Annotated in this window: 7 protein-coding genes; 6 read left to right on the top strand and 1 reads right to left on the bottom strand. The window is 70.5% G+C overall.

Annotated elements, in window-relative coordinates; all coding sequences use genetic code 11:
- The first annotated feature begins 19 nt into the window (after nt 1–19).
- The 6 genes from AC0IYU_RS17150 (at nt 20) to AC0IYU_RS17125 (ending at nt 12,611) form a co-directional block, all read left to right on the top strand.
- Nucleotides 20–1,750: a peptidoglycan D,D-transpeptidase FtsI family protein gene (locus tag AC0IYU_RS17150; RefSeq protein ID WP_472119243.1), complete on the top strand. Its 1,731-nt coding sequence runs from the start codon at nt 20–22 to the stop codon at nt 1,748–1,750.
- 102 nt (nt 1,751–1,852) lie between these two features.
- A complete protein-coding gene (locus AC0IYU_RS17145; protein ID WP_472119240.1) occupies nt 1,853–2,365 on the top strand; it encodes a sigma-70 family RNA polymerase sigma factor in 513 nt (170 codons plus the stop codon).
- Nucleotides 2,341–3,405 (top strand): FecR domain-containing protein, encoded by a 1,065-nt coding sequence (locus AC0IYU_RS17140; RefSeq protein WP_472119238.1) that lies wholly within the window; start codon nt 2,341–2,343, stop codon nt 3,403–3,405. The genes AC0IYU_RS17145 and AC0IYU_RS17140 overlap by 25 nt, the downstream gene beginning before the upstream one ends.
- 88 nt (nt 3,406–3,493) lie before the next feature.
- Complete coding sequence (locus AC0IYU_RS17135) at nt 3,494–6,034, top strand: TonB-dependent siderophore receptor (RefSeq protein WP_472119236.1); 2,541 nt, start codon at nt 3,494–3,496, stop codon at nt 6,032–6,034.
- Between the two features lie 92 nt (nt 6,035–6,126).
- Complete coding sequence (locus tag AC0IYU_RS17130) at nt 6,127–7,356, top strand: SprT-like domain-containing protein (protein WP_472119233.1); 1,230 nt, start codon at nt 6,127–6,129, stop codon at nt 7,354–7,356.
- On the top strand, nt 7,353–12,611 hold the full coding sequence (locus AC0IYU_RS17125; RefSeq protein WP_472119230.1) for an AAA domain-containing protein: 5,259 nt from the start codon (nt 7,353–7,355) through the stop codon (nt 12,609–12,611). Before AC0IYU_RS17130 ends, AC0IYU_RS17125 begins: the two co-directional genes overlap by 4 nt.
- Here the strand turns inward: AC0IYU_RS17125 and AC0IYU_RS17120 are convergent.
- Entirely contained in the window at nt 12,586–12,942 is a 357-nt protein-coding gene (locus AC0IYU_RS17120; RefSeq protein WP_472119227.1) for a YgiW/YdeI family stress tolerance OB fold protein, read from the bottom strand. The two genes, AC0IYU_RS17125 and AC0IYU_RS17120, sit on opposite strands and share 26 nt — an antisense overlap.
- Nucleotides 12,943–12,972 lie beyond the last annotated feature (30 nt).

Below are 12,972 nucleotides of genomic sequence, written 5' to 3'. Positions count from 1 at the left end.
AACTTGATAATCAGGGCTCATGAATCCCAACGGCCGCATCCGATACGGCAGCAGTCCACTGCTCGCCAGCCCCACTCCCGTGTGGCGCAGCAAGTTCATCGTGGCCAGCATCGCCTTCGGCTTCCTGCTGCTGGCCGGCCGCGCTGCCTACGTGCAGATCTTCAACAACGACTTCTTCCAGCACCAGGGCGAAGTGCGCTACCAGCGCACGCTGGAGTTGCCGGCCAACCGCGGGCGCATCCTCGACCGCAACGGGCTGATCCTGGCCTCCGACATGCCGGCGCCCAGCATCTGGGCCATTCCAGAAGACATCGAGCGCGACGACCCCGCCACGCAAGAAAAGCTCAAACAGGCCGCCAGGCTGCTCGGCATGCCGCTGAAGGACATCGACAAGAAGCTCGAGGACGAAGACAAGAGCTTCGTCTGGCTCAAGCGCCAGGTCGACGAGCCCATTGCCAGGCAGGTGGCCGCGCTCGGCATCAAGGGCGTCTACCTGCGCCGCGACTACCGGCGCCAGTACCCCGAGGGCGAGGCGGCGGCCCACCTGGCCGGCTTCACCAACGTGGAGGACATCGGCCAGGAGGGCGTGGAGCTGGCGTTCAACAACGAGCTGGCCGGCAAGTCGGGCTCGCGCCATGTGCTGAAGGACCGGCTGGGCCACATCGTGGAGGACACCGAGGACCAGGTGCCGCCCACCGCCGGCCACGACATCCAGCTGAGCATCGACGACCGCGTGCAGTTCGTGGCGTACGAGAAGATCCGCGACGCCGTGGTCGCCAACAAGGCGCGCGCGGGCAGCGTGGTGGTGGTCGACGCCCGCACGGGCGAGCTGCTGGCCATGGCCAACTACCCGAGCTACGACCCCAACGACCGCCACGCCCTTACCGGCGAGCAGCTGCGCAACCGCGCCATGACCGACGTGTTCGAGCCCGGCTCGACCATGAAGCCGATCACCGTCGCCACCGCGCTGCAGCTGGGCCGTGTCACGCCCAACACCATCATCGACACCAACCCGGGGCGCATCACCGTGTCGGGCGCGACCATCCACGACGACGAGAACTTCGGCGTGCTGACGGTGCAGGGCGTGATCCAGAAATCGAGCAACGTCGGCGCCACCAAGATCTCGCAGCGCATGTCGGCGCAGGAGATGTGGAACTCGCTCACCGCCGTGGGCATCGGTCAGAAGCCGCAGACGCCCTTCCCCGGCGCGGTCACGGGGCGGCTGCGGCCGTGGAAGTCGTGGCGGCCCATCGAGCAGGCCACCATGTCGTACGGCTACGGCCTGTCGGCGTCGCTGTTCCAGATCGCGCATGCCTACACCGCCTTCGCGCACGACGGCGAGGTGATTCCGGTGAGCCTGCTGAAGAATACCGGCGAGGAACCGGCCGGTGTGCAGGTGTTCTCGCCGCTCGTGGCCAGCGAGGTGCGCCAGATGATGCACCTGGCCGCCGCGCCCGGCGGCACCGCGCCGCTCGCGCAGACCCAGGGCTACTCGGTGGGCGGCAAGACCGGCACCGCGCACAAGCAGGTCGGCAAGGGCTACGCGAGCAACAAGTACCGCGCCTGGTACACGGGCATGTCGCCCATCGACAAGCCCCGCATCATCGTCGCGGTGATGATCGACGAACCCGGCGCGGGCAAGTACTTCGGCGGCCTGGTGGCCGCGCCGGTGTTCAGCCAGGTGGTGCAGCAGACGCTGCGCATCCTGAACGTGGTGCCGGACCTGGCTGTGGCGCCGATGGCGCACTGAGCGCGGCAGCAGGGCGGGCCGATGTGGCCTGCAGTAGATCGAACGTAGACAGATGGATAGAATGCGAACTATTCTCATCTTCGCGCGTTCCGCCGCCGTCCCGTGTCCGTCCTTCCGCTTCCGTCCGAGCCGGCATCCATCGATGCGATCTACCGCGAACACCATGGCTGGCTGCTGGGCTGGTTCCGCCGGCGGCTGGGCGGCGCGTCGTGCGCGGCCGACCTGGCCCACGACACCTTCGTGCGCCTGATGGTGTCGCGCGACGCGCAGGTGCTGAACGAGCCGCGCGCCTTCCTGCGCACGCTGGCGCACGGTGTGGTGGTGAACCACTGGCGCCGCCAGGACATCGAACGCGCCTGGCTCGAGGCCGTGGCCGTGTTGCCCGAACCGCTCGCGCCCTCCCCCGAGGAACGGCTGCTGGCGCTGGAAACGCTGTGCCGCATCGACGCCATGCTGGACAGGCTCAACCCCAAGGCGCGCACCGCCTTCCTGCTGGCACAGCTCGACGGCCTGGGCTACGCCGAGATCGCCGCGCAGCTGAAGGTGTCGCAGCGCATGGTCAAGAAATACATGGCACAGGCCATGCTGCAATGCCTGCTGCTGACGAATTCATGAGGAGCCTGGGCCTCCCGCCGCACGACGCGGCACCCGCACCGTCCCCGGCACCGTCCCAGGCACCGGCCTTCGAAGACCTGCAGCAGGCCGCCGAATGGTTCGCCGTGCTGCACGACAGCGCCGTGAGCGACGCCGACCGCCGCCGCTGGCAGTCGTGGCTCGATGCCGGCCCGCGCCAGCGCGCCGCATGGCACCGCGTGGAAAGCATCTCGGGCGAGTTCAGGGCGCTGTCCGGCCTGCCGGCGCGCAGGGCGCTCGAACGCGGCACGGCCACGGCCGGCCGGCGGCGCTCGGTGCTGCGCGCACTGGCGCTGCTGCCGGTGGCGGGCATCGCGGGCTGGATGGCTTCGCGCCACCTGCCCTGGCAAGGCTGGGTCGCCGCCCACCGCACCGACACCGGCGAGCGGCGCGAGCTCGTGCTGGCCGACGGCAGCCGCCTGTGGCTCAACACCGCCACCGCACTCGACATCGACTTCTCGCCGAGCCTGCGCCGCATCGTGCTCTACAAGGGCGAAGTGCTGGTCACCAGCGGGCACGACGACGCCAGCCCCGTGAACCCCTTCCGCCCGCTCGTCGTCGACGTGCCGCAGGGCCGGTTGACCGCGCTGGGCACCCGCTTCGCGGTGCGGCACGAAGAAGGCGGCGCGGTGCGGCTCGCGGTGTTCGAAGGCGCCGTCGCCTCGCGCCCGAGCGAGGGCGGCGAGTCGCTCACGCTGGTGGCCGGGCAGCAGGCCCGCCTCTTTGCCGACCGCGTCGAGACCCCCGAGCCCGTGGCGGGCTACGCCGAAGACTGGACGCGCGGCATGCTCGTGGCCGACGGCATGCGCCTGGGCGACTTCATCGCCGAGCTGGCCCGCTACCGGCCGGGCTACCTGGGCTGCGCGCCCGAGGTGGCCGACCTGCGCATCGTGGGCGCCTACCCGCTGGCCGACACCGAGCGCATTCTTTCGGCGCTGCAGGCCACGCTGCCGGTGCGCGTGCGCCGGCCGACGCCGTGGTGGACGGTGGTCGAGGCGGCGCAGGACACGCCGAAGCGCTGATTCAAGAATTTTTTCGGCGGGCGGGTTCCCTTTTGGCGGCGCCGGTTGGCAAGACAAATACCAACCTCCTTTTTGCCCGAAAGCCGCCATGCCCGCGCCCTTGCCGAACCGCCCTTCTTTCCGCCCCTCCCGTCCACGCACCAACCGGCAGCTAGCGCGGGCGCTGCGTGGCGCGACGGCCTTGCTGCCCGTGGTCGCCGCGGTGCAGGCCCTGCCCGCCATGGCACAGGCGCAGCCCCAGCCCGCCGCGTCGCGCGACTACGCCATTCCCGCCGGCCCGCTGGGCACCGTGCTGAGCCAGTTCGCGAGCCAGGCCGGCGTGCTGCTGTCGAGCGACGCGGCCATGACCGCCGGCCTGAACGGCTCCGGCGTGCGCGGCCGCTTCACGGTCGACGAAGGCTTTGCCATGGCGTTGGCCGGCACCGGGCTGCAGGCCGTGCGCGGCGCGGGCAACGTGTATGCGCTGCAGCGCGGCCAGACCTCCGAGACCTTGTCGGAAGTGCGCGTCACGGGCCAGCGCGCGGGCTCGCTCGCGCCGGTGACCGTCACCGCCAACGCGGAAGAAGAAAGCGGCAAGGGCCCGGGCAAGGGCTTCGTGGCGCAACGCAGCACCGGCGGCACCAAGACCGACACACCGCTGCTGGAAACCCCGCAGTCCGTCTCGGTGGTCACGCGCGACCAGATGGATTCGCAAGGCGCCACCACGCTGGTCGAGAGCCTGCGCTACACGCCCGGCATCGTCGCGCAGTACGGCAACACCGACCTGCGGCTGGACTGGCTCACGCTGCGCGGCTTCACGCCGCCGGCGCGCTACCTCGACAACCTGCGCCTGCCCTTCGGCGCGCGCGGCTACTCGCAGCCGCGCATCGAGCCCTGGGGGCTGGAGCGCGTGGAAGTGGTGAAGGGACCGTCCTCCGTTCTCTACGGCCAGTCGACGCCCGGCGGCCTGGTGAACATGGTGAGCAAGCGCCCGACGCTGGAAACCGTGCGCCAGGTCGAAGTGCAGCTCGGCAGCCACAACCGCCGGCAGACGGCCTTCGACTTCGGCGGTGCGATCGACGACGACGGCGTGTGGAGCTACCGCCTGGTCGGCCTGCACCGCGAAGCCAATACCGCCTACGACTACGTGTCGGAGAAGAAGAGCTACTTCGCCCCGTCGCTCACCTTCCGCCCTTCGGACGCCACCCGCATCACGCTGATGGCCCACTGGCAGACGCTCGATTCGCCCGGCGGCGGCGGCGCGCCCGCGCTGCCTTCGGCCGGCACGCTGGACACCAGCCGCTACGCCGCGCTGCCCACGCGCGCCTTCGTCGGCGAGCCCGGCTACGACCGCTTCAACAACCGCCAGCACTTCGTCGGCTACGAGGCCGAACACAAGCTGAACGACACCTTCACGCTGCGCCAGAACCTGCGCTACGGCAAGGTCGACGCGTACACGCAGCGCGTGCAGGCCTTCTGCCTGGCCGCCTGCAACCCGTCGTCGCTGCTGCGCTATGCGTGGGCCTTTCCCGAGACCGCCAAGCTCATGACGGTCGACACCCAGGTGCAGGCCGACTTCACGACCGGCCCGGTGCGCCACACCGCCCTGGCGGGCGTGGACTATTCCGACGAGAAATCTTCGTTCGACGAAACCAACCTGCGCATCATCACCACGCCGTTCAACGCCTACCTGCCGGTGTACGGGCGCGACAGCGGCCAGGTGCCCTCGGTGGCCACGCACATCGAACAGCGGCGCCGCCAGAGCGGCTTCTACCTGCAGGACCAGATGCACTGGAACCGCTGGAGCCTGGTGCTCGCCGGGCGGCAGGACCGCGCCATCACCGACACCCGCACGCTCACCATGACGCCGCGCCGCCTGGCCGCCGCCGACCAGCGCGACGGCAAGTTCACCGGCCGCGCCGCGCTGATGTACAGCTTCGACAACGGCGTGGTGCCGTACCTGAGCTACTCCACCTCGTTCCAGCCCGCGGCCGGCACCGACCGCCTGGGCAACGTGTTCCAGCCGACCACCGGCAAGCAGACCGAGGTGGGCGTGAAATACCAGCCCGCGGGCTCCAAGGCCCTGCTGACCGCGGCGGCGTACGAACTCACGCAGCAGAACGTGCTCACGCCCGACCCGCAGAGCCGCTCGTTCAGCGAGCAGACCGGCGAAGTGCGCGTGCGCGGGCTGGAGCTCGAGGCGCGCGGCCAGGTCCTCAAGGGGCTGGACGCCATCGCCTCCTATGCCTACACCGACAGCCGCGTGACACGCGCCAACCCGAACGCGGCCGGCGTCAGCATCCAGGGCAACCGCTTCGCCTACGTGCCGCAGCGCCAGGCCGCCTTCTGGCTGGAGTACGCCTTCCAGAACGAAGCGCTGGCCGGCCTGACCGTGGGCGGCGGCGTGCGCCACACCAGCGCCACTTACGGCGACAACGCCAACCAGTTCCGCATTCCGGGCGTGACGCTGTTCGACGCGGCGGTGCGCTGGGACCTGGGCCGCGTGCGGCCCGCATGGAAGGGCGTGCGCCTGGCGCTGAATGTGGCCAACGTGGCCGACAAGACCTACGTGGCCACCTGCCTCTCGTCCACCGGCTGCTACTACGGCGAGCGCCGCAGCGTGTACGTGACGGCCGGCTACAGCTGGTAGGTGCAGGGCGCGGCAAGGACAAGGCGGGGAACGGACGGCGTGGGCCGCTCGTTTAGGATCGTCGGCAACTCACTGTTACCGGCGCTCCAGACATGGTCGACACCTCCGAATCCACACCCGCCGTCCGCCTCGAAGACCTGACCCCGCTGCCGTACCAGCAGGCCCTGGCCGCGCACTTGCAAGTGCACGAGCCCGAGGTCTGGCGCTGGGCCGCCTCGGCCGAGGCACGCGAGGAACACGCTGCCGCGGTGCGCGCCGAACTGCTGCGCAACTCGTACCGGCTCGACGCGACGGCGCATCCCGAGCTGCACGCGCACGCCCGGCTCGCGGCGCAGCGCCTGGGCGTCACGGCGAGCATCACGCTCTACCAGGCGCGCGACGGCGCGATGAATGCCGCGATCCACTTCGTGCCGGGCGAGGCGCACATCGTGCTCTCGGGCCCGTTGCTGGAGCGCCTGCAGGGACCCGAACTGCAGGCCGTGCTGGGCCACGAACTTGCGCACTACCTGCTGTGGGCGCGCGACGGCGGCAAGTACCACGTGGTCGACCGATTGCTGCACGCCGCCTCGGCCGACCCGCGTGCCGATGCGAGCCACCTGCACGCCGCGCGGCGCTACGCGCTGTACACCGAGGCCTTCGCCGACCGCGGCGGCTGCGTGGCCTGCGGCGCGCTCGAGCCCGCGGTGAGCGCGCTCATCAAGATCGAGACCGGCCTCACGCAGGTCAACGTCGCAAGCTACCTGGCGCAGGCCGAGGAGATCTGCGCCGACCCGGCCACGCAGACGCGCGGCACCAGCCACCCCGAGGTGTTCGTGCGCGCCCGCGCCATGCGCCTGTGGACCGAGCGCCAGCACGACGCCGAAGACTGGCTGGCCACCGCCCTCGAAGGCCCGCTCGACCTGGGCACGCTCGACATGCTCGGCCAGCAGCGCGTGGGTGCGCTCACGCGCGGCGTCATCGCACAGCTGCTGCAGCATGCGTACCTGCAGTCGGAGCCGCTGCTCGCGCATGCGCGCCGCTTCTTTCCCGACTTCGCGCCGCCCGCGTCGGCCATGCCGCCGCCCGAGCCGGTGCCCGCCGGGCTGCACGACTACCTGGCCAGCGTGCTGGTCGACTTCGTCGCGGCCGACCCCGAGCTCGACGACGTCACGCTCGCCGCCGCGCTCGGCCTGGCCGAAGCGCTGGGCTGCGCCGAGCCGCTCGAACAGCGCGTGGTGAAAGACCTGCGCTTTCCCAAGCGCAGCCTCACGCGCGTGAAGCGCGACGCCACCGCCCTGCTCGACAAGGCCTCCACCCAACACCAGCAGGCCGCCGCCGCATGACCACCGCCCCCGCTCCCCTCCTGCAGCTGCTGGACACCGCCGATGCCCACGGCGGCCTGCAGACCGACGACGTGCTCAAGCTCGTGCTGCCGCTGCTGCGCGAAGTCTCCGCGCTGCACGAGCAAGGCAAGGTCGCCGCGCTCGGCAACGTGTTCGCCTACCGCGTGACCGATGCGCCAGCGCTGGCGCTCGCGCACCCCGAGGGCGCGGACCCGCACCGCAACCTCGAAGCCATCGCACCGCTGGAGCAGCCCGCCGCGTCGGTGCTGCGCGTGGTGGGCGAAGCGCGCGTCACCATCGATGCCGACGACGGCCTCTCGGTGGAAAACCTCGCGGTCATGGCCGATGCCGGGCCCGACGCCGTGCCCACGCGCCCTGCGTACCTGCCCGGCTACGCCGCGTGGGAGCTGCGCCTGGCGCACCACGACTCCCTCGGCGACATCCTGTGCCTGGGTCAGGTGCTCGCCAGCCTCTCTTGCGGGCTGGACTTCACCATCGGCGAAGAGCTGACGCGCTTCGCCGCGCACCGGGGCAACCTGTTCGAACTGAACCGCCGCCTGCATCCGGTGGTGGCCGCCGTGATCTTCGAGATGACCGCGCTCGACCGTCACGAGCGCGCGCGCGACCTGCCTTCGGTGATCCGCCGGCTCGAAACCTACCGCGACCAGCCGCTGGACCTGAACCTCGGGCTGGGGCTGGACCGCATCGCCCCCGCGAAGAACGGCGCCAGCCAGCGCCGCCAGGCCATCCAGCTGCACCTGCGCGACCGCCTGTTCGACCTGTCGCGGCGCAACCGCCTGCTGTACTTCAAGCCGACGCAGGCGCATGTGAACCTCACCATTGCCAGCGTGCCGCTGGTGGTCGACATGCACAGCATCCGTGTCGACCAGCTCTGCGTGTGGGACGGCCGCTTCGCCGCCGACATCGCCAGCTGCGACCCCGTGCCGCTGGCGCGCTGGCTGCGCTTCGAGGACCAGCCCTACCTGCCCGGCGCGCTCGACCGCATCCTGCAGGAGGCGCGGCGCGACCGCTCCGAATACGGCTTCTCGCAGATGTCGCTGGTCATCGCCTTCCTGCGCTGGCACAACCTGAAGGAAGGGGCTGCCGGCGGCGCCGAGCAGGCCGAGCGCATCGCCTCGCCGCTGCTGATGCTGCCGGTCGAACTCTCGCGCAAGAAGGGCGTGCGCGACCAGTACCTGCTCGAAGCCGCGACCAGCGAGGCGCAGGTCAACCCCACGCTGCGGCATCACCTGCGCCAGCTGTACGGCATCGTGCTGCCCGAGACGGTGGACCTGCGCGAGACCTCCATCGAGCAGTTCCACGCCCAGCTCTCGGCGCAGATTGCCCAGAGCGAGCCCGGCGTGCAGCTGCGGCTGGTGAAGCAGCCCGAAATCGCGGTGATCCACCAGCGCGCGCGCCAGCGGCTCGAACAGTTCAAGCGCCGCGCGCGCGTGCGCACGGCGTCCGCGGTGCCGGTGGCCGCACAAGATTTCAGCTACGCGCAGGACGACTTCCGCCCGCTCGGCCTGCAGCTCTTTCATGCGCGCGTGCGCCCGGTGCCCCTGCCGGTGCGCGACGCCGTCGGCGCCCGTCCGCAGCCGCGCGCCCCGCAGATGGCCGCCTCCGTGGCGGAAGAAACCGAACGCACCACGCTGCAGCTGCGCGAGAGCACCGGCAACCCGTACCAGTGGGACATCGACCTCACGGCCGTGACGCTGGGCAACTTCAACCACCGCAAGATGTCGCTGGTGCGCGACTATTCGGGCCTGGCCGAAAGCGACATCGCGAGCGAGGCCTTCGACCGCGTTTTCTCGCTGCAGCCGCGCCAGGTCGATGCCGAGGCGCCGCCCGCCCTGCCGCTGGCCGCGCAGTGGCCGGTGGTGCAAGGCGACGCCACGCAAACCGCCGCCGTCGCGCTGGCGCGCACCGGCACCAGCTACATCATCCAAGGCCCGCCGGGCACGGGCAAGTCGCAGACCATCACCAACCTGATTGCCGACTACGTGGGCCGCGGCCAGCGCGTGCTGTTCGTCTGCGAGAAGCGGGCCGCCATCGACGTGGTGTTCCACCGCCTGCGGCAGCAGGGGCTGGACGAGCTCTGCTGCATGATCCACGACTCGCAGGGCGACAAGAAGGCCTTCGTGCAGAACCTGCGCAAGACCTACGAGCAATGGCTGGAAGCGCCCGAGGCGCTCGCGCAGGAGTCGGCCGAGCGCACCAAGGTGCTCGACGCCATGGACCTCGACCTGCGCGCGCTGGAACGCTTCGACGCCGCCATGCGCGACGTGCCCGCGCACATCGCCGTGACGCTGCGCGAACTGGTGGCACGGCTCATCGCGCTGAAGGCCGACGACCCCGCGCTCACGCCGCTGCAGGCCGAAGCCCTGCCCGCCTTCTCGGCATGGCGCCAGCATGCGGAGCTGGTGTCGCGGCTGCACCTGGCCGTGACCGAAAGCCTGGGCGCGCCCAGCCTGGCGCAGCACGTGTTCGCGCAGCTGGCGCCCTCGCTGCTGAAGCAGGAGAAGCCGCTCGCGCGGCTGGTCGAACTCAGCGAGCGCGCCATCGCGCAGAGCGGCGCATGCCGCGATGCGCTCGTCGACGCGTGGCCGCCGCTGGCCGACGAGCAGGCACTGTGGCGCGATGCACTGGCCGTGGTGGCCGACGCGCGCCGCGTGGCTGCGCTGGCCGCGCGCGGGCAGCTCACGCTGCTCGACGCCGCGCACCCGAGCAGCCTGGCATGGACCACTGCCTTGGCCGAGCGCCGCAGCCTGCAGCAGGCCCTCGACGCCGCTCTGCAGCGCACCGGCCACTGGCGCGACAAGCTCTCGCCCGGCGACACCGAGGCCGGCCTCGCACAGGCGCGCGCGCAACAGGGCTCGATGCTGCGCTGGCTGCAGCCGTCGTGGTGGCGGTTGTCCGGTGAACTGAAGCGCCGCTACAACTTCGCAGCGCATGCCGTGCGCCCGCAGCCCAGCCAGGTGCTCGAGGAGCTGCTGGCCGAGCACGGCGCTCGCGCCGCGCTGCACAAGCAGCTTGCGCAGATCGAGTCCGGCTACGGCTGCACCGATCCCGAAGCCTTTGCGCAGCAGTTGCAGGCGCTGCGCAGCATCGACGACAGCGCCAGCCTGAGCGCGGCGTTCCAGGTGCACCTGCGCACGGAAGCAGCAACCGGCGCCAGCCGCAGCGTCGAGAAACTCGCCGCGGCCGGCGCGCGCACCGACACCCTCGACGCCCTGTGGCGCGACCTGCTCCAGGACGCCGGCGCCCAGCCCTTGAACGCGCTCGAAGCGCTGGCCCGCACGCTGCGCGAGCAGGCCGATGCCCTGCCCGGCGTGATCGTACCGCTGCAGGAACTGGCCGATGCCGACCCCGCCGTGGCCGCCGCGCTGCGCACACTGCCGCTGCCACCCGACGCCATCGAGTTCGCCGTGGCGCGCGAAGGCCTGGAGCGCGTGTACCGCACCGAGCGCTGGCTGCCGCGCTTCGACGGCGCCGCGCTCGCGCGCCATGCGCAGCGCCTGGGAGACGCCGAGCGCCAGTTGCTGGAGCGCAACGCGCGCACGCTGGCCGCCGCGGTGCGCCAGCGTTTCCGCGACCATGTGCAGAAAAGCGCCCTGCCCGCCAGCCAGCTGGACGCCGACGACAAGCTCTTCAAGAAGAGCTACAACGCGGGCCGCCGCGAGCTGGAGCACGAGTTCGGCAAGACGATGCGCTACAAGGCCATCCGCGAGCTGGCCAGCGGCGACACCGGCCGCGTGGTGCGCGACATGAAGCCCATCTGGCTCATGAGCCCGCTGTCGGTGTCCGACACGCTGCCGCTCGCGGCCGACCTGTTCGACGTGGTCATCTTCGACGAGGCCAGCCAGATCCCGGTGGAAGAAGCCGTGCCCGCGCTGTACCGCGCGCCGCAGATCATCGTGGTGGGCGACGAAATGCAACTGCCGCCGACCAGCTTCTTCTCGTCCAGCCGCGACCCCGAGGACGACACCGTGTCGGTGCAGGACACGGACGCCGATGACGGGGATGACAGCGGCGAAGGCGACCGCATCGCGGTCGTGCTCGACGCCGACAGCCTGCTCAACCAGGGCGCGCGCAACCTGCCGGCCACGCTGCTGGCCTGGCACTACCGCAGCCGCTACGAGTCGCTCATCGGCTTCTCGAACGCGGCCTTCTACGCCGGCAACCTCTACACCATTCCGGACCGCAGCCTGCCTGCGCCGGAGCGCGGCGAAATCCTCGTGCAGTCGCGCAGCCCGTCGAACGAGTCGGTGGCTGCGCACGTCGATGCCCTGCTGTCACGCGCCATCAGCTTCCACCGCGTGACCGACGCGGTGTACGAGAACCGCATCAACGACGGCGAGGCGCGCCACATCGCGCAGCTGGTGCGCGAACTGCTCCGGCGCGAAACCGGGCGCAGCCTGGGCATCGTGGCGTTCTCGGAGGCGCAGCAAGGCGAGATCGAGGACGAGCTCAACGCACTGGGTGCGGCCGACACCGACTTCGCGGCCCGGCTCGAAGCCGAATACGTGCGCGAGGAAGACGACCAGTTCTGCGGCCTGTTCATCAAGAACCTGGAGAACGTGCAGGGCGACGAGCGCGACATCATCCTGCTGAGCATCTGCTACGGCCCCAACCCCGAAGGCCGCATGCTGATGAACTTCGGCCCCATCAACCAGCGCGGCGGAGAGAAGCGGCTCAACGTGATCTTCAGCCGCGCCAAGCACCACATGGCGGTGGTCTCGACCATTCGCCACGAGGCGATCACCAACGACCACAACGAGGGCGCGGCGGCGCTGAAGAACTTCTTGCGCTACGCAGAGTGCCTGTCGCGCGGCGATGCGGACACGGCGCGGCGCGTGCTCGAAGGCATGAACCCGCTCACGCGCGGCGCCAGCCCGGTGGCGCGGCACGGGCGCGCGGACGATGTCACGGTGCAGCTCGCCGCCGCGCTGCGCGCACGCGGCCATGCGGTCGACGAACAGGTGGGGCAGTCACGCTTTCGCTGCGACCTGGCGGTGCGCGTGGAGGGCAGCACGCACTACGCGCTGGGCATCCTGGTGGACACCGCCACGCATTACGAGAACCGCAACGTGCTGGAGCGCTATGTGTCGCGACCCCGCATCCTCGATGCCTTCGGCTGGCAGGTGATGCAGGTGCTGGCCAAGGACTGGCTGCATGCGCCCGAGGCCGTGCTCGAGCAGATCGAGCAGGCCTTGGAGAAAGCCAGGGTCAGCGCACCACGCTCAGGCGCTTGACGTCGAGCTCGGCCTTGCCGACGAGGTCCTTGTCGAACTCGCCGGTGACTTCGACGCGCACCTTGTCGTCGATCTTCACGCCGGGCGGGAAATGCTTGGCGTCGATCTCCACCTTCATGCGGCCGGAGTCGTCGGCGAAGGTGTAGTGCTCACCACCGTCGTGCGAGACGATGAAGCCGCGCAGCGTGGCGTGCTGGTCGTCCTTGCCGGTGTCGAGCAATTGCTTCACGGTCATGGCCGGCACCGAGCTCGGGCCGACGTACTGGGCCGAGGCGGCGAAGGGCAGCGCCAGCGCCAAGGCCAGCGTGCATGCGAGGGTTGATTTTTTCATGGCGAGTTCCTCCTTGAACTTCGGGATTGC

The organism is Variovorax sp. AC103, from assembly GCF_979254005.1.
The sequence above is the reverse complement of the archived record's forward strand: the minus strand, read 5'-3'. Positions and strand labels throughout refer to the sequence as shown.